The following is a 17,156-nucleotide window of genomic DNA, read 5'->3' as shown; positions in this document are numbered from 1 at the left end:
GTTGCGCTCCCGCTTCGCGGGAGCGCTGGCGGGATGCTGCGCATCCCGCTCAATCCCCATGCTGCGCATGGGGATTGATGCTCCGTTCGCTGCGCTCTCGGAGCCGGTTCGAGCTGCGCTCTCACCTGGAGGCTTTCGCTGCGCTTCAGCCTCCGAGGCAGGTCCGCTGCGCTCCCCTGCCTTGAGGTTCCTTCGGCTTCGCCTGCGGAACTTGGGCCCGCTGGCGCGGGCCGGGCTGGCTGCATGGGGTCTGAGGGTGTTGGTGTCTCGACTGCATCAAGCTGATGCAGTATGTATCTTTGGCAGAAATATGAGGAACCCTAGGGGTGAGATCCTCGCCTGAATGAATTCAGGCATTGAGGGGGGAAGGAGATGTCAGCGATTCGACTCAAGGAGCACCAGGTAGCTCAACGCTCCGCGTTTCGCCGGTGGGTGGGGTTCCCTGAAAGGACACCTGCGCCCCCGCAGGGTGCCCGGGGCACGATCGTGTCCGCGACCGGCTCGGGCAAGACGATCACGGCTGCTGCGTGCGCGCTGGAGTCGTTCCCAGCCGGCCGGATCCTCGTGATGGTGCCGACCTTGGACTTGCTCGCGCAGACCGCCCAGGCGTGGCGGCTGGTGGGCCACCGGTCGCAGATGGTGGCGGTGTGCTCGCTGGAGAACGACCCGGTCCTGGGTGCGTTGGGGGTGCGCACCACCACCAACCCGATCCAGCTCGCCCTGTGGGCCGGTTCCGGGCCCGTCGTCGTGTTTGCTACGTACGCCTCGCTGGTGGACCGCGAAGATTTCGACGACCCTGCGGGTCAGCGGAAGGTTCGCGGGCCTCTGGAGGCCGCTCTCGCAGGCGGGGAGCAGCTGTACGGACAACGGATGGACGGCTTTTCGCTCGCCATCGTCGACGAGGCGCACTCAACCGCAGGCGATCTTGGCAGGCCATGGGCGGCGATCCACGACAACGCCCGCATCCCCGCCAACTACCGGCTCTACCTCACCGCAACCCCGCGCATCCTCGCCGCGCCCCGCCCGCAGAAGGCCCCGGACGGCAAGAAGGCAGAGATCGCGACCATGGCCGATGACCCGAACGGCACGTACGGCGCATGGCTCGCAGAGCTCGGGCTCTCGGAGGCGATCGAACGCGAGATTCTCGCCGGATTCGAGATCGACGTCCTGGAGATCCGCGACCCCTCCCCCGTGATCGGGGAGTCCAAGGAAGCCCGGCGGGGCCGGCGCCTCGCGCTCTTGCAGACCGCGCTCCTGGAGCACGCCGCCGCGTACAACCTCCGTACGGTCATGACGTTCCACCAGAAGGTGGAAGAGGCCCGCGCGTTCGCGGGCAAGCTGCCCGAGACCGCTGTCGAGCTGTACGTCGACGATGCCTCCGGCGAGGACCTGGCTGCCGCTGACGGACTGCCGAAGTCCTCCATCGACGCGGACTTCTACGAACTCGAGGCCGGCCGCCACGTCCCGCCGGACCGGGTGTGGTCGGCGTGGCTGTGCGGCGACCATCTCGTTGCCGAACGCCGGGAAGTGCTCCGGCAGTTCGCAGGCGGCATCGACGCGGCCGGGCGCCGGGTGCACCGGGCGTTCCTCGCCAGCTGTCGCGTCCTCGGGGAAGGCGTCGATATCACCGGCGAGCGGGGTGTGGAGGCCATCTGCTTCGCCGACACCCGCGGCTCCCAGGTCGAGATCGTCCAGAACATCGGCCGCGCACTCCGGCTCAACAAGGACGGCTCCACCAAGGTCGCGCGGATCATCGTGCCGGTGTTCCTGGAACCCGGCGAGAACCCGACCGACATGGTCGCCAGCGCCAGCTTCAAGCCGCTCGTGGCCGTGCTCCAGGGCCTGCGCTCGCATGATGAGCGCCTGGTCGAGCAGCTCGCTTCCCGCGCGCTCACCAGCGGCAAGCGCACAGTCCACGTGCAGCGCGACGCGGACGGGCGGATCGTCGGGGCCGGCGACGAGAGCGACGGCGGGGACCAGAAGCAGGACGGTACCGACGCCACTGCCGAGTCCGCGCTGCTGCACTTCTCCAGCCCGCGCGACGCCGCGACGATCGCCGCGTTCCTGCGCACCCGGGTCTACCGGCCCGAGTCCCTGGTCTGGCTGGAGGGTTACCAGGCGCTGCTGCGCTGGCGGGCAGAGAACCAGAACACCGGCGTCCACGCCGTCCCGTACGACACCGAGGTCGAGGTCGGCGTCACCAAGAACTTCCCCCTCGGCAGATGGGTGCACCAGCAGCGCAAGGCACTACGGGCCGGGGAACTGGAGGAGCGGCGCAAAGTGCTGTTGGACGCCCCAGAGGCCGGGATGGTGTGGGAACCAGGCGAAGAGGCGTGGGAAAACAAGCTCGCCGCGCTCCGCTCCTATCAGCGGGCCACCGGACACCTCGCACCCCGGCAGGACGCGGTCTGGGGCGAAGGCGAGACGCTGGTGCCCATCGGGCAACACCTCGCCAACCTCCGGCGCAAGGGCGGCCTCGGGAAGGACACGGACCGGGCAGCGATGCGCGCACAGCAGCTGACCGAGATCGACCCGGACTGGGACTGCCCGTGGCCGCTGAACTGGCAGCGGCACTACCGCATCCTCGCCGACCTCGTTGCCGATGAACCCGACGGCCGGCTCCCCGACATCGCACCCGGCGTACTCATGGACGGCGACGACATCGGCAAATGGCTGAAGCAGCAGAAGCAACCGGGCACCTGGAAGCTGTTGTCGACCGAACAACAAGAACGACTGACCAAGCTGGGGTTGAAGCCCGTTGAGGCTCCGGCTCCCGCCCCAACGAGTAAGCACTCGGCGAAGGGCCCGAGCAAAGCGCAGCAGGCGTTCCAGCGCGGCCTCGCAGCCCTCACGCAATGGGTAGAACGCGAAGGCGCCCACCGGCCCGTCCCGCGCGGCCTCAGCGAGGAGATCGTGGTCGCCGGCGAAACGGAATCGGTGACCGTGAATCTCGGCGTATGGATCACCAACATCAAGTCGAGACGGGACAAGTTGAGTGCGGAGCAGCTACACGCGTTGCGCAAACTCGGCATCGAATGGGTGTGACGCGTTTGGTCGTGGGTGGGCCGCTAGTTGTTGCGAGTCAGGACGTTGGTGACGGCCCATAGTGGTGGGCGAGGTCGGTGGCGAGGTCGCCGAGGTGAGTTATGGCTTCGGCGGGGCCGTGCACAGTGATGGTGCTCCCGAACGGCAATAGTGTTCGCACGTCCTCCAGGTGCGGGAAGCGGATCCTCACCCTGTGGCCGGTGGTGGATTCCTCATGGTCGTCCTGGACGAGTCGTTGGCCGAGGATCCGTCGCGCTCGCTCGATCTGGGTCTGGTCGATGGTGGCGCTGACCTCTATCGCATGGTTGTGTTCCCACTGGTCAACGAGCGCTGCAGCGACGGTGGCCAGGGTCTGGTTCTCGCGGATCCGTCGTGGCTGGTCGACTTCTTTCCACGTGGTGATCCGTTCGAGTCGGTACATCCGTGGCACGCGGGCACAGTCGGCGACGAGGTACCAGATGCCGGCCTTGGCGAACAGCCCGTAGGGGTCCACGACCAGGTCACGTGGGCATGACTCGCGTGTGCTGTCGTACTCGATCCGTAGCCGGCGGCCTCGCCGCACCGGGCCGATCAGCGAAGCCGGAGTCGTGCCTGAAGTTCGTGCCTGGAGCCAGGGACGGCTGTCCACGTGCACTACGTCGGTGAGCGGCAGGAGCTCATCAACTCGACGTGGCGGTGCAGCGGCGATCTTGGCGAGAGCGCGCCGGCTTTCGACCGATGCGTCGAGCTCCGCTCGTTGCTTCTCGTCCAGCCCGGCGAGCGAGAGATGATCACGCTCGCCCGGCGTGAGTCGCGTGAGGTCGGGCCCGGACCCGGGCAGCATGGTCACACCTCCGAGGCGGCCCCGTTGCGCGATCACCGGCAGACCGGCGTCGCGGAGCCAGTTCAGATCCCGGGTGATGGTTCGAAGGGACACCCCGAGCGCCGAGGCAAGTTCCTGTGTGGTCACGGCATCCCTCGATGCGAGGAGCAGCATCAGGGAGAAGAAGCGGTCTGGGGTCACGCACCAAATTTTTTCAGGAATTGCGACATGGGGGCGGCGCATATTCCGGTGAGGCTGGTGGGTGCGTACCTACGAGCTGTGAGAAGGAACAACCATGACCACATCCGTCGTGTCCATCGTCTATGTGAACGACGCTCCCGCCGCAGCGCGCTTCTACGGCGACCTCCTCGGCATGAGCCCCTCGTTCGAGACTCGGAGATACATCACCTTCGACCTCGGGCCAGGCGCTGACCTCGCTTTGTGGTCTGGCCGGTTCGACGATCTGTCAACGGACGTCCCGCGCACCAGTGAGGTTTGTCTGGCCAGCAACGAGGGGCCCGACGCGATCGGTGCGATCTTCAAGCAGTGGCAGTCCAAGGGCGTCACGATCCTGCAGGAGCCACATGATGCGGGGTTCGGGCTGACCTTCCTCGCAGCCGATCCTGACGGGAACCGTATCCGTGTCGCACCGCGGGACTGAAAGGCGGCAATGCGGCAGGCGCGCACGATAGGTGTCGCGCCTGCCGTCGTCTGACTTCGAGAGGACGACGAGTGCCCCACGCGAATGCGCCCCTGAGCGTCGAGGGCCGTAGGCGGCAGAGGCGGCCGGTGCAGCCGCCGCCTTCGCCGAGCTTCTCGCCGACCACGAGCGAGTGCTGGGCACCGACCACCCCCGCACCCTCAGCAGCCGCGAGCAGGACCGTCGTCGAGGACGGGGGCGAGAAAAGCCGGGAGGCAGGTTACATCGGGGCGGTTCCAGTGGGTGTTGCGACCTGCTGCAGTTTGGCCTCGCTCAGTCAGTTGGCCTCCCCGTGCCGTTCTGCGCGACGGTGAAGTGCCGGTCTCTGCGGGGTCGTTCGAGTTCGTCGAGTACCGCTGTTGCGAGGTCTTCGACGCTGATCCGGGAGGTGCCGTCGGGGTCGGTCAGCAGGGTGGTTGTGCCGCGGCGGTAGCTGCCGGTGCGTGTGCCGGGTTCGAGGACGGCCGGCGGGCTGAGGTACGTCCAGTTCGTGTTCTCGTGCGCATCGCAGGTCCGCAACTGGGTCGTGCTGGCTCCCGCGATGGCACGCCATTGGGTTGGGACATGATCCGGGTCGTCGATCACCAACCGTCCGAGGCGGCCTGGCGACTTCAGGGGCCCCGCTCCGCCGACCACCAGCAGTCGGATGCCGGCGCGGGCGGTCGCGTCCAGAACGGCCGATGTCAGCGGTGCGATCGAGTCCTCCTGGCCCGGGGCCGGCCGGATGGCGAGGACGGCGGCGTCGGCCTTGTTGAGCGCCGTATCGAGAGCGACGCCGTGCTGTCCGGCGGTGTGGGCGTCCACGGCTACGGGGGTAATGCCGGGGGTGGTTGTTTCGAGCGGGCGCCGGGATGCGGCGACGACTTGGTGTCTGCGCAGGACTGCTTCGGTGACCAGGCGGGAGCCGACCATTCCGGTGGCGCCGAGAACTGTGATGTTCACGAGACGAGGCCTTTCGGTGTGCGAGGTGCTGGAGTGGTCTGCCCGGCCGCCAGTGCCGCGAGGGCGAGGGCGAAGCCGAGGAGCTGAAGTGGATCGAGGCTCTCGTCGGCGAGAAGCACACCGAGGGCTGTCGCGACCAGGGGCGAGAGCAGGCCGAGTAGGGCCGTCGCCGTGACCGGCAGAGAGCGCAGGCCCCTGAACCAGAGGGTGTACGCGATCAGTCCGCCCGCGCTCCCCAGCCACAGGTACCCGGCCACGGCCTGAGTGTCGATGCCGCCGGGGATGCCCTCGACAAGCAGCGTCGGGACGAGCAACACGAGGCCGCCCGCAGTGAGTTGCCATCCGGCGAAGGCCACCGCGCTGACGCCTTCGGGCCGGCCCCAGCGCTTGGTGAGCACGATGCCGGTGCCCATGGCCGCGGCCCCGGCGAGGCCGGCGAGGATCCCGAGCGGGTCAAACGTGGCGCCGGGGCCCAGCACGACGAGCCCGACCCCGACGACTCCGACGACACCCCAGGTAAGGCGCCAGGGCGACAGGCGCTCGGAGAGGATCAGGGTGGCGAGCAGGGCCACCAGGATCGGCTGGGTGGCCCCGAGGGTCGCGGCCACTCCGCCGGGGAGGCGTTCAGCGGCGATGAACAGCAGCGCAAAGAACGCGCCGACGTTCAGGGTCCCGAGGGTCGCGGCCTTCCACCACCAGGTGCCGTGCGGCAGGGTGCGCGCGATGAGCAGTCCGAGTAGGCCGGCGGGAAGGGCGCGCATGAGTGCGGCGAACAGCGGGGCGTTGGGCGGCAGCAGTTCGGTGGTGACGATGTACGTCGTCCCCCACACTGCGGGCGCGAACGCTGTGGCGAGTGTGAGTCCGGCTCGGCCGGTCGCGGGCGTTGAGGCCGGCTGCGTCGGCGCCGGCGGATCTGTCGTTGTGGTCACCCACGCCACTCTGGGCCCGGATCATCTATGAGTCCAACGAATGGTTTTCATGGGATCGATCGTGTAGCACGATGGGTGGATGGAACTCCGACAGCTTCGATACGTCCTGGCCGTGGCCGAGACCCGGAACTTCACGCGTGCTGCCGCGCAGTGCCATGTGGTCCAGTCCGCGCTGAGCCATCAGATCAAGGCGCTCGAGGACGAGATCGGGGCGCGCCTGTTCGCGCGCACCAGCAGAAGAGTCGAACTCACCGCCGCGGGTGAGGCGTTCCTGCAGCCGGCCCGGGTGAGTCTGGAGGCCGCCGAGCGCGCCGTCGCCGATGCGGCGGCGGCCGTCGGGGAGATCCGGGGGCCGGTCACCATCGGCATGATTCCGACCATCACCTCCCTTGATCTTCCACGGGCGCTGCGGGTCTTTCACCAGAGCCATCCTGCGGCGCGCGTCACCCTGCGCACGGCGGCCAGCGACGAACTCGTCTCCTCCGTGGCATCGGGCGCCGTGGACATCGCGGTCCTCGGGCTGCCGGAGACCGTCACACCGGCCGGTGTACAGGCACTGAGGTTGTCCAGGCAGAAGCACGTCGCTGTCGTCCCCATCGAGCACCGCCTGGCCGGGCGGTGCCGCCTGCGCCTGGCCGACCTGGCCGGGGAGACATTCGTCGACTTCACGGCCGGCACTCCCGGACGCACACAGACCGACCTCGCCTTCGAGGCAGCAGACATCCAACGCGACGTGACCTTCGAGGCCATGTCCACCCACCTCATCCTTGACCTCGTCGAGCAGAACCTCGCCGTCGCCCTGCTGCCACCGGCAACCCTGCGACCGGGCAGCCCCGTCGCGGCCATCCCGGTGACGGATGGCCCGACCCGCAGCGAGTACCTGACCTGGAGCGCGTTCAACCCCACACCGGCCGCCACCGCGCTCCTGGCGGTGCTGCGCACGTGTCTGACCGGCCTGCCCGCGCCCGCCTAAAGTGCCCTGGTCACGGGCAGCACGGCCCGCTCACTGTCCGACGAGGCGCAGACGCCCGAGTCGCATGCCGTGTCCGGCTCGCCGCTCTGGTCCTCGCCGGCGCCATGACGACCGCCCTCGCAGGCACTGCGGTCGTCGCCTCGCAGACCGCCGGGCGCGCCCTGAACTCGATCATCCGGTACTCGACGGTGATGTTCCACCACGGCCTCTACCTCTGCGACTACTACGAGTTCGTCGACGAGGTCCGCGCCATGGCCACGGCCCGCGGCACCGTGCAGGCCCAACCCCCGCGGCAGATCCGCCTGGAAAGAGCCTCCTACACCTACCCGGGCAGGGAGGCCCCGTCCCTCCGGCCGATCACGCTCACCCTGAACCGCGGCGAGGTCGTGGCCCTGGTCGGGGAGAACGGCGCCGGCAAGTCCACGCTGATCCGGATGCTCACCGGGCTGACCGTCCCGACCGGCGGCAACGTCTTCTGGGATGGCACCGACCTGGCCGGCGCCGACGCGGAGTCCGTGTGGCGGCACGTGGGCCTGGTGCCGCAGAAGAGCGGGCACTGGCCGCTCGCCGCCCGGGAGAACATCACCCTGGGCCAGCCCCGCGAGTACGGCGATGGGCGGATCTGGGAGGCGGTGCAGCGGGTCGGCATGACCGAGGCCCTGCGCCAACTCCCCGACCAGCTGGCCACGTTGCTCGCCCGGTCGGTGTGGGGCGGCCACGAACTCTCCGGAGGCCAGTGGCAGCGCTTGGCCTGTGCAAGAGCGATGTACAGGGAGCCGGCCGTACTCGTCCTGGACGAGCCGACCAGTGAGATGGACGCCCGCGGGGAGCACACGGTCTTCCGGGAGCTGCGGGCCATGGCCCCGGACCGGATCACCGTGGTGGTCACCCATCGCCTCGACAACGTGAGGATGGCCGACCGAGTGATCGTCCTCGACCAGGGAGCCATCCGGGAGCAGGGGCCCTTCGACCGACTCATCGCTGCCGAGGGGAGTTTGCTCGGCGAGCTGTACGCCCTCGCCCAGGACCGCTGACCCGCTAACCCGCTGCCACCAGCACAGGCCGACACGGGGCCGCGCAGCCGGCGCGGCCCCGCTACTCCCCCGACACCAAGGAACACCACGCACAACCCCGACCCCGGCCCCGGCCCCAGCCCCGACGCAGGCCCTGGCCCCGGCGCCGACGCCGACGCCGACGCAGGCAACGCCCGTTCCTGGAACACGTATCGAGGCCCCCCGGCAGCTGCGAGTCCGTCCGTCACCGTGACCAATGAGCGCAAACCGGGCACAGCGACGACGGTCGATGTGCCGACCGGGCAAGAAATTTCGACGAGAGTTCGCCATCTGGGCGGCCGGTCCGTGTAGCGTCATGATCAGCTGTCTGGTTCCGAAGTACCCCGGTCGCCCGTGAGCACGAAGCACGGGCGATTCACTGTTCCACGTCCCGAAGGACCAAGACGATCACCTCCGGTACCCGCACGGAGCGGGACCGATTTTCGAGTCTCCTTGGAGGACGACATGGCTACTGGAACCGTGAAGTGGTTCAACGCTGAAAAGGGCTTCGGCTTCATCGAGCAGGAAGGCGGAGGCCCCGACGTCTTCGCCCACTACTCGAACATCAACGCCCAGGGCTTCCGTGAGCTCCAGGAGGGCCAGAAGGTGAACTTCGACGTCACCCAGGGCCAGAAGGGCCCGCAGGCGGAGAACATCACCCCCGCCTGATCCGCAGCTCCTCGATGCCCGCCCCGGCCTGCCGGGGCGGGCATCGTGCGTGAGGCCGACCGTCCATCAGCCGCGCGTACGCGCAGGAGCACGACCTCAACCGGTATGGCGTCGACAGGCAGCTCCGTCGGGTCACTGAGAACCCACCGAAGCGGGAGGGGTGGCCACTTCGGGAGCGGCCGCAATGGCCGCGTTTCCCTCAGCCGTCCCTGTCGTGTTCCCGGTCCTGTCCACGGCCCGGGGGGATCGTTGTGTCGAGACAGGGCGGCAAGGCTCCCCGATTGGCTACCAGTTCATGTGGCTGGGCATGCCGCACGTCCCGGAGGCGTCCCGCGTGGGGCAGTCGCCCGCGCCGAGCGCGAAGAGCGTCATGGCCAGCGCCAGCACTACGAGCAGGATGGCGAGGCCGGTACGCGTGGCCAGGAACCGGCTGATGCGGGTGCCGGAGCGGCCAAGCCGTTTGTCGCGGGAGACCGTGGCCCGGCGCAGGTTCCAGATGCCGAAGACGCCGACGGTGACGATGCCGAAGGCCGCCGCCACCCAGCCGTCGTGGAAGAGGCCCTGGGCGACGTAGGCGACCATGCCGCCGAAGATCAGCGCGTACATGACCCGGACGAGGATCTTATTGATCATCTGTGTCCCTCCGGCGCCGCCATCTTTTTCCCGTAGATGCGAACCAGCCGGAACAGGAGGCTGAGGACCACCAGCAGGCCGAGTTTCAGGCACGCGTACGCGAAGGTCCGCCCGCTTGCGAACACCAGCACTGCGATGCAGCCGGGCACGGCGAGCGCGGGCCCCACGATGCGTACGAGGGTCTCGGACGTCATCGTTCGGCCTGTGGCCGGCCGGTGCGGCGCCACCACCACTGATGGATGAGATGGCTCCCGGTGGCGCTGGTCCCCACGCCGATCGCCATCGGCCAGTCGCCGGTGACGGGCCCCATGGCGCCGAAGACGCCGGTCGTGACGACGTTCACCGCGATCTCCCGGACGGTGAGCTGCTTCGGCGGGTCCGCGATCACACCCGTGAACGTCAGCCACCGTTTCCCCCGCTGCTTGACCGGTCCGCCTTCTCCAGACGGAGAAGGTCGCGGACATCGATGACGATGACCACGATCAGAACGACGAGGACGGCTCCCACGGGGGCGCACAGCCACCACGGCATGGGGGCGCCGCCGGATCCGCCCCAGGTGCCGCCGCCGACGCCGCCCATGCTCACCGCAGCACCGCCGGGCACGGCACCGAGCTTCTTCAGACGCTTCTTCATCGGCGCCTCACCTCGTCCCGCAGGAGCCGGTCGAGGCGCGTCAGCAGGGCCTGGCGCTCGGCGCGCCACGTGCGGCGCTCACGGTAGAGGTGCCGGGCCGGATAGCTGATGACGTGGACGGCGACGGCCGGCCAGAACACACGCGCCCAGCCGGTGTGGCTCGTCATGACGTTGCAGAGGGCGGCGATGAGCATCCCGGCCAGGGCGACGGCCGGCCACTTGTCCGAGCGCGTCACCGGTGTCCCCGGGCGTCCGCGCGCGCCCATCGGACCGGGACGATCCCGAAGGCGCACAGGGCGAGCGGCGCGGCGCCTGCCCACCACGGGGCTTTGAAGACGAAGATCCCGATCAGGCCGAGGATCTCCGCAAGGACGGCGCCGCAGAGGGTGACCCGGGCCGCGCCCCGCTGCACCGCGGCCTTCACACGCGGCGGGTGCGTGCCGTCGCGGCGCTGCTTGTACCGGCCGTAGACGGCCAGCCCGATCAGGACGGCGAAGACGAGCACCAGGACCGGCCCCACCCGCCCCGTCGGGCAGCAGGGCGGACATGAGGCTCCCGGAGCCTGTGCCGCTGCAGGCCAGGGTCATCACGTGCTGTCGCTCCGCCCGATAGGCCCCCGGCTGTCGATGTGTGCGGGGGACGCTAGGCGGCGGGCCGGACGCGGCGGAAATTGATCACGGGGGTTCGTTGCATGTCTCACACAGTTCGGCTGTCGGGCGCCTCGGCCACGCGTAGGCGCCGTGGGCCCGCAAGGTCACCCGGCACCCCGCAGTCGCCGCAGCGGCAGGCCCTGACCGGCCGGCGCCGCCGCGCCGGCCGGCATCCGGGCCGGGGCCGCGCGGCCAAGCCCCGGTGCGGGCCCAGGGGCGCCCAGGTGGCCCCGCAGGCGCACGCCCGAAAAGCGCAGCCCACAGGACGGCCCACGGCTCTGCGCAGCGGTCATGGACCGGCTCACCTTCAACGCCGCCTTGACGGAGGCCGGGACCGCGTCCTGCCGCCCGGCCCGCACCCAGGCGAACAGGCACCACGGGATGAGGTGACAGAAGCGTCCCTCGGCTGCGGACGCGGGCGACACGGGGTCAGTGCCCGCCGCACAGCGCGTTGAGGATGTGGGGCCAGGCGGCCGCTCCCAGGGCCGCGTCGGCCTCGGGCGTGCCCCCGTACAGGAAGTGCGGGGAGGCCGGCGCGGCACTCTCCCCAGGAAGCCGCGGGCGGTGTCCGGCGTCGTGGCGGGCGATCACCCGCACGGCGGCCCCGGCTGAGCGCCGGCGCGCGGCCAGTTGTCCGGCGAAGGGAAGGGACGGCCACATCGCGTCGTCTCCGCCCGCGACCAGCAGGAGATCGGCCCGGGCCTGGTCCACGGCGATCTCCGCCGGAGAGAGCAGGTGAGCGTACGTCAGCGCGCTGCGTTCGTACCATCCGCGGATGGCGACCGGCCCGCTTCCCGGCTTGGCGGGAGTCCAGGAATCATCCATCGGGACGAAAGGCAGCGCCTGTTCCCGCCAGGTCCAGGACGACCGGTACGGCCGCTGCGCTCCGTCGCGCCCCGGTCCGACGTTGCACCAGACGCGCGACGTGGGCGACAGCGCGATCACTACGTCCACGCGCGGATCGTGCACGGCCGTCAGCAGAGCCGCCTCGGCCCCCTTGGAGCTGCCCAGCACGCCGATGCGTTCCGCCCCGTTCGCCCGCAGGAAGCCGACGGCGGCGGTGAAGGTCTCCAGAGGGATCTCGCAGATTCCCGGGGACTGGCCCGGCCCGCCGAACCAGCGGATCGACAAGGCCGTCATGCCCTGCTCGGCGAGGATGCGCGCCCTCTCCCGTTCGATGCGCCCGCTGGAACCCGCCAGCACCACAACACCGATGCCACTGCCGCAGACGGGAGCGACCAGAACCCCCTTCCAGGGATCGGCCAGCTCGCGCTCAACGACCTCCACGTGCCCCCCCTGTCGGTGCGCTTCAGGCTGGCAGCGCAGCCCCATCGGCTGTGCTGCCCTTCCCGGACCGGCCGCACACGCCCCGCATCTCCGGCGACAGCATCAATCGGGTGGTCCCGCCCCGCCTCGGCCCGGCCCGGCCCGGCCCGGCCCGGCCTCCGGAGCCAACTCAAGTCGCCTGATCTGCACCAAGCATCCGTGAAATGGGGCCAGTTGGAGGCGCCCAGGTGGAGCCGCAGAAGGCCGCCCCAGCCAGCTCCCCCCGTCCCCGGCAGCCGTACAGGAGGAGTCGGGGTCTCGGCCGGCAGGGCACCTTGGGCTGTGGGAGCGGTGGTACCCCGCAATCGCGGCGCCGTTCACGGCCCCGTCCCTGCCCCCTGCGGTCGCAGGGAGCGGGAGGGGGCAGGGACGGGGGTAGCGGGGGCTGTGGGAGTGTCAGCGCAGGTGGACGGCTCCGGTGTGGGCGTTCAGCGTGTAGTGGTGGCCGTGGGCGCGGGCCGTGCTGTGGCCGGCGTCCAGGGCGGCGATGCGCACGCCGTGCCGGGTGATCCAGGCCTGGTAGGTACCGTTGGGCAGCTGGGTGACGTGGGCGGTGGCGCCGTCCGCGAGCCGTACGTCACGGGTCTTGCCGGGCCGGTTCGTGTGGTGCTTGCTCTTGTGGTGCTTGCTCTTGTGACCGTTGTGCTTGTGGTCGTTGTGCTTGTGGTGCGTGTGCTTCTTCGCCGGGTGCTGGGGCACGTTCTGCTCGCTGTGCCAGCCGCCGGGGTGCACCACGCCGACGAAGCCGTTCGCCTGGTTGAGCGCGTACGTGTAGCCGTGCACGCGCTGGGTCTTGTGCGCGGAGTCCAGCGCCGCGATCCGCACGCCCTTGTGCGTGATCCAGGCCTGGTAGGTGCCGTTGGGCAGCCGGGTGACGTGGGCGGTGCTGCCGTCGCTGAGCGGCAGGGTCTGGGTGCGGCCCGCCGCGGCGGTGTGCTGGGTGGCGGTGGCGGTGACCGCGGGCCCGGTGGACGCCGGAGCGGCTTCGGCAGTGGCGGCGACGGCGGTCACGGCGCCGAGACCGAGAACGGCGGATGCCACAGACGTGCGGAAAATACGAGAGGTCTGCATGCGCCGGCCCCTTTCCATGAGTCGAACAAGTCGAGCGAGTCGAGCAGGTCGAGCGGGTTGGCTGAGTCGAACGCGTCGTGGGGACCGCGTACTCATGAAGCTAGGCTGCACACATCAAGGCATTCCGCACAGAACATCACAGACATGTGACAGCACCCTGAAAAGGCGCAGATAGGGAGTAACTGCCCGGCCGGGGCGGGACCTTCGCCCCGGGCGGAGAAGGATCTGGAGTCCCGTGCCCCGCCCGGCTCCGGGCCTGCCGTCCCTGAAGGGGGTGTATCTGATCGGCTGCCGGTCTTGGTTATCGGGGTGGGCCATGCGTGGGCGGGGTGGGGCGGCCCCTCAAGGTGGGTGTGCGCAGCGGCCCCGTTGCCGCCGGTGTCGGCGCAGCGGGCGGCTTGGAGAGTTCATCCTCCAAGTTCCCCTGGTGGCCGGGGGATCGGTGTGGCGCCGGTCGCGGCGAGGGACAGGTCCCACAGCCGGGCCGCCTCGTCGGGGTCGATGGCGTGGGCGCGGACGCCGCCGTCGTCCATGGGGGCGCCAAGGGCGCAGACACGGGCGATGTAGCAGTCCTCCAGGTAGAGGCCGCCGCGGTTGTCCAGGAGCGGGGACGTGGCGGCCCACAGGCCGGTGGCGGCGCCCTGGGAGGGGGTTTTGAAACCGGTGCCGACGACGTTGCCGTGTTCGTCCACCCAGCCGCGGTCGATCTGCTCTTGGCGTGTCATCTCCCGCTGGAGGCCGGTGATGATCTTTCCGGGGTGGAGGGCGAAGGCCCGCACGCCGTCGCTCGCGCCGAGGGCGTCGAGGTGGACGGCGAACAGGGCGTTGGCGGTCTTGGCCTGCCCGTAGGCCAGCCACTTGTCGTAGCCGGTACGAAAGTGCGGATCGTGCCAGCGGATGCCGGTCAGGGCGTGTCCGGCGGAGCTGTTGACGACGACGCGTGCGCCGTCCGCGGCGGCCAGCAGCGGGTAGAGCCCGCAGGCGAGGGTGAAGTGCCCGAAGTGGTTGACGGTGAGCTGGCCCTCCCAGCCGGGCCCGACGCGCCGCTGCGGGGTGGCCATGACTCCCGCGACGGCCATCAGGAGGTCGAGCCGGCCGAACCGGTCACTGATGTGTGCGCAGGCCGAGCGGACGCCGGCGGGGTCGGCCAGGTCCATGGCGATGACCTCGCAGTTGTCCACCCCCTCCAGCGCGGCACGGGCGACGTCGGGGCGGCGGGCGGGAACCACGACCCGGGCTCCGGCGGCCGTCAGCGCCCGGGTCGTCTCCAGACCGAGCCCGCAGTAGCCGCCGGTCACCACGGCCGTCCTTGCGGAGAGATCGAGGCCGGCCATGACGTCCTCGGCGGTGCTGGAAGCGGAGAAGGGCGAGGAGAAGGGCGAGCCGAGCGGCTGCTGGTGATGATCGGTGAAGGGCATGCCGGGGACGCTACGATCTAGAGCGAGGTCTAGATCAAGCCCCTGGGAGTGAGCGGCATGACCAGCACCGGGGCTCCCGTGCAGTCGCTGGGCATCGGCGAGGTCGCCCAGCGGACCGGGCTGAGCGTGCACGCCCTGCGCTTCTACGAGCGCGAAGGCCTGCTCGTCGGGCCCCTCCAGCGCACATCCGGCGGCCGAAGGCGCTACACCGCCCCCGACGTCGACTGGCTGCTGATCTGCGTCAAGCTCCGCGCATCCGGCATGCCGCTCGCCGACCTCAAACACTTCGCCGCACTCGTACGCCAGGGACCGGGCAACGAAGAGGCGCGCCTGCGGCTGCTCGATGCCCACCGCCTGCGCGTCGACGCGCAGATCCAGGCCCTGGAGGAGTGCCGGTCCCTCATCGCCTGGAAGACCGGCGTCTACGCCGAACACCTCGCCCGCGGTGACGCCGGCGGCCTCTGGGACCCGACCGCCTGAGACAACCGCCCGCCCCGTGCTGCTCCGCGCGGCGGTCGTGGCGGTGAAGTGCCGTCCCTCACGGGGGCGTTCGGGTTTGTCGGGGCAGCGCTGGAGCTGCGCCCGGGCCCTGATGCGGGCCAAGGCGCGCCCCCGGCCGGCCAGGTGCTGCCGGGGGGGGCGACCGGGTGCGGCTCGCCGTTCGGGAACACTGGGGCGCCGGGCAGAGCGTTACCCTGCGGCCAAGCACCGCCCGGTCAGCAGCAGGAGGGGTGTGGCGCGCAGCTTCTCAGCGGGTGGGAGGTCGTGCGGCGCCGGACTTTCCCGGGAGCGGGGGTGGAGGGCATGGCGGTGGTCGCCGGGGTGACCGTCGCGCCGGGGCCGGAAAACGATCACCGGGGCGGCCGCTGGGGGCTGGGGGCAGTGGTGGGTGTTGCGCAGGCCGGTGCTGAACGGTGGGCCGCGGCCTGTCAGTTGTCTGCTCTAGGGTCGCCCGCGTGGCTGAGCTCTCCTACCTGACCGCCGTCCGCGAGTCCTACGACACGGTCGCCGCCGATTACCTCGAACGCGTCCCGCCGCCGTCCGCGATGGACCCGCTGTCCCGCGCCATGCTGGCGGGGTTCGCCGAACTCGTACGGACCGCCGGCCTGGGGCCGGTCGCGGACCTGGGGTGCGGCCCCGGCCGCGTGACGGCACACCTGGCCGGGCTGGGTGTGCCCGCCTTCGGCGTCGACCTGTCGCCGAAGATGGTCGGACTGGCCCGGCGCGCCTACCCCCAACTGCGGTTCACCGAGGGCTCGATGACCGCGCTGGAAACGAAGGACAGCACGCTCGGCGGCATCCTGGCCTGGTACTCCACCCACCACACGCCCCCGCAGTGGCTGCCGGCGGTGTTCGCCGAGTTCCACCGCGCGCTCGCACCCGGCGGCCACCTGCTCTGGGGGGACTACGTCGGCGATGAACGGCTGCAGCCGACCCACGGCTACGGCCGCCCGGTGTCCTACGAGTCCTACCTCCTGCCCCTGGAGACCATGGCCGGCCTGCTGCAGCAGGCCGGACTCGTCGTCACCGCGAGACTGGAACAGGAACCCGCCGGACGCGTGACCCGGCCGCACGCCTGCCTCCTGGCGCGGAAACCCTGACGGGCCCCGACAGGGCCTCGCCCCCTGAGGTGAGGCCGCTGGGCCGGGGTGGACTGCTGGCGATCGTCTCCGTCTCCTCCCGGGCCGTCCGGCGGGCGCGGCGGGTGTGCGGAGGTCCCGCCGGCGCGTAGTCCGAGGACTCCCCCCCCCCGGCGCCTCCCCTCCCCCGGCGCGCCCGCGCCCGGCGGCGCCGCACACCTGTATCCGGGCGCCCGTGTCTCCCTGCCTGTTGGCGCCCGCCCCGGGAGCCCATGGACCAGGACTTCGCGGTCCAACACCGGGCTGCGGCTGCGGCCGTGGCGGTGGCTGTGGCGGTGGCTGTTTCAGGTTTCGGGAAGCCGGTCACGCACCGGGCCGAGGAACGCCGCCGGTTCCCGTGTCGGCACGGCCGGGACCGGCGGTACCTACGGCGGACGGCACGTGGGTGCGGACGGCTCACCCTCTTGCCGGTCAGCGGGCGGCCGGGCGGCTCCGGCACACCGGGCGACACAGGGCGGCCGCCCATCCGGCAGCAGCTGCGCGAGCGGCGGGCGCGCGGGGGCGGCCCGTGAGTGCCCGGCGGCGGCAGGGCCGGATGCCGTCGGGCACGGCACACCCGCCTGCCTGCTGGAGCGTCCGGCTGTGGCTGAGCACTCCGCGTGGCGGATGGAGTGCTGGGGTTGGCGGAGCCCTGGCCCTTGGGGCGGGGCCGCGCAGCACCTAGGGCCTGTCG

Annotated in this window: 18 protein-coding genes and 1 pseudogene; 7 read left to right on the top strand and 12 right to left on the bottom strand. The window is 70.6% G+C overall.

Annotation, left to right across the window (positions count from 1 at the left end; translation table 11 throughout):
• Window positions 1–372: 372 nt before the first annotated feature.
• A complete protein-coding gene (locus ACYSUO_RS41890; RefSeq protein ID WP_461781453.1) occupies window positions 373–3,045 on the top strand; it encodes a helicase associated domain-containing protein in 2,673 nt (890 codons plus the stop codon).
• Window positions 3,046–3,082: 37 nt separating this feature from the next.
• Here ACYSUO_RS41890 and ACYSUO_RS41885 read toward each other — a convergent pair whose 3' ends face one another.
• Window positions 3,083–4,048, bottom strand: a complete 966-nt coding sequence (locus tag ACYSUO_RS41885) for a helix-turn-helix transcriptional regulator (protein ID WP_461781452.1) — start codon at window positions 4,046–4,048, stop codon at window positions 3,083–3,085.
• A gap of 94 nt (window positions 4,049–4,142) precedes the next feature.
• Here ACYSUO_RS41885 and ACYSUO_RS41880 point away from each other — a divergent pair, with 94 nt between their 5' ends.
• Window positions 4,143–4,508: a VOC family protein gene (locus ACYSUO_RS41880; protein ID WP_461781451.1), complete on the top strand. Its 366-nt coding sequence runs from the start codon at window positions 4,143–4,145 to the stop codon at window positions 4,506–4,508.
• 312 nt (window positions 4,509–4,820) lie between these two features.
• Here ACYSUO_RS41880 and ACYSUO_RS41875 read toward each other — a convergent pair whose 3' ends face one another.
• The gene (locus ACYSUO_RS41875; protein WP_461781450.1) at window positions 4,821–5,489 is read right to left on the bottom strand and encodes an NAD(P)-dependent oxidoreductase; all 669 of its coding nucleotides are present in this window, start codon (window positions 5,487–5,489) and stop codon (window positions 4,821–4,823) included.
• Window positions 5,486–6,418 (bottom strand): EamA family transporter, encoded by a 933-nt coding sequence (locus ACYSUO_RS41870; protein ID WP_461781449.1) that lies wholly within the window; start codon window positions 6,416–6,418, stop codon window positions 5,486–5,488. Before ACYSUO_RS41870 ends, ACYSUO_RS41875 begins: the two co-directional genes overlap by 4 nt.
• A 79-nt stretch (window positions 6,419–6,497) precedes the next feature.
• Here ACYSUO_RS41870 and ACYSUO_RS41865 point away from each other — a divergent pair, with 79 nt between their 5' ends.
• From ACYSUO_RS41865 to ACYSUO_RS41855, 3 genes and pseudogenes are all read left to right on the top strand, one after another.
• Window positions 6,498–7,391 carry a LysR family transcriptional regulator gene (locus ACYSUO_RS41865; protein WP_461781448.1) on the top strand — a complete coding sequence of 298 codons (894 nt, stop codon included), beginning with the start codon at window positions 6,498–6,500 and terminating at the stop codon, window positions 7,389–7,391.
• A 77-nt stretch (window positions 7,392–7,468) separates the two neighbouring features.
• Window positions 7,469–8,425, top strand: a pseudogene (locus ACYSUO_RS41860) (ATP-binding cassette domain-containing protein); the annotation flags it as partial.
• Window positions 8,426–8,908: 483 nt separating this feature from the next.
• Entirely contained in the window at window positions 8,909–9,112 is a 204-nt protein-coding gene (locus tag ACYSUO_RS41855; protein WP_461781447.1) for a cold-shock protein, read from the top strand.
• A gap of 285 nt (window positions 9,113–9,397) precedes the next feature.
• Here the strand turns inward: ACYSUO_RS41855 and ACYSUO_RS41850 are convergent, their stop codons facing one another.
• The 9 genes from ACYSUO_RS41850 to ACYSUO_RS41810 all read right to left on the bottom strand — a co-directional run bounded on the left by ACYSUO_RS41850 (window position 9,398) and on the right by ACYSUO_RS41810 (window position 14,843).
• Window positions 9,398–9,745 (bottom strand): hypothetical protein, encoded by a 348-nt coding sequence (locus ACYSUO_RS41850; RefSeq protein ID WP_461781446.1) that lies wholly within the window; start codon window positions 9,743–9,745, stop codon window positions 9,398–9,400.
• Window positions 9,742–9,939, bottom strand: coding sequence for a hypothetical protein (locus ACYSUO_RS41845; protein WP_461781445.1), 198 nt, complete (start codon window positions 9,937–9,939; stop codon window positions 9,742–9,744). Before ACYSUO_RS41845 ends, ACYSUO_RS41850 begins: the two co-directional genes overlap by 4 nt.
• Window positions 9,936–10,133 (bottom strand): hypothetical protein, encoded by a 198-nt coding sequence (locus ACYSUO_RS41840; RefSeq protein WP_461781444.1) that lies wholly within the window; start codon window positions 10,131–10,133, stop codon window positions 9,936–9,938. The genes ACYSUO_RS41845 and ACYSUO_RS41840 overlap by 4 nt, the downstream gene beginning before the upstream one ends.
• 11 nt (window positions 10,134–10,144) lie before the next feature.
• Window positions 10,145–10,378, bottom strand: coding sequence for a hypothetical protein (locus tag ACYSUO_RS41835; protein ID WP_461781443.1), 234 nt, complete (start codon window positions 10,376–10,378; stop codon window positions 10,145–10,147).
• On the bottom strand, window positions 10,375–10,614 hold the full coding sequence (locus ACYSUO_RS41830) for a hypothetical protein (RefSeq protein WP_461781442.1): 240 nt from the start codon (window positions 10,612–10,614) through the stop codon (window positions 10,375–10,377). Before ACYSUO_RS41830 ends, ACYSUO_RS41835 begins: the two co-directional genes overlap by 4 nt.
• Window positions 10,611–10,898 (bottom strand): hypothetical protein, encoded by a 288-nt coding sequence (locus ACYSUO_RS41825; protein WP_461781441.1) that lies wholly within the window; start codon window positions 10,896–10,898, stop codon window positions 10,611–10,613. Before ACYSUO_RS41825 ends, ACYSUO_RS41830 begins: the two co-directional genes overlap by 4 nt.
• Before the next feature lie 559 nt (window positions 10,899–11,457).
• Entirely contained in the window at window positions 11,458–12,315 is an 858-nt protein-coding gene (locus ACYSUO_RS41820; protein ID WP_461781440.1) for an acyl-CoA thioester hydrolase/BAAT C-terminal domain-containing protein, read from the bottom strand.
• A 435-nt stretch (window positions 12,316–12,750) separates the two neighbouring features.
• Window positions 12,751–13,395, bottom strand: coding sequence for a hypothetical protein (locus ACYSUO_RS41815; RefSeq protein ID WP_461781439.1), 645 nt, complete (start codon window positions 13,393–13,395; stop codon window positions 12,751–12,753).
• A 437-nt stretch (window positions 13,396–13,832) separates the two neighbouring features.
• Window positions 13,833–14,843, bottom strand: a complete 1,011-nt coding sequence (locus tag ACYSUO_RS41810; RefSeq protein ID WP_461781438.1) for an SDR family NAD(P)-dependent oxidoreductase — start codon at window positions 14,841–14,843, stop codon at window positions 13,833–13,835.
• Window positions 14,844–14,900: 57 nt separating this feature from the next.
• Here ACYSUO_RS41810 and ACYSUO_RS41805 point away from each other — a divergent pair, with 57 nt between their 5' ends.
• On the top strand, window positions 14,901–15,323 hold the full coding sequence (locus tag ACYSUO_RS41805; RefSeq protein ID WP_461781437.1) for a MerR family transcriptional regulator: 423 nt from the start codon (window positions 14,901–14,903) through the stop codon (window positions 15,321–15,323).
• 476 nt (window positions 15,324–15,799) lie between these two features.
• The gene (locus ACYSUO_RS41800; protein ID WP_461781436.1) at window positions 15,800–16,444 is read left to right on the top strand and encodes a class I SAM-dependent methyltransferase; all 645 of its coding nucleotides are present in this window, start codon (window positions 15,800–15,802) and stop codon (window positions 16,442–16,444) included.
• Window positions 16,445–17,156 lie beyond the last annotated feature (712 nt).

It is taken from the genome of Streptomyces sp. UC4497 (assembly GCF_054871485.1).
This window is presented reverse-complemented; position numbering and strand designations above follow the sequence as displayed.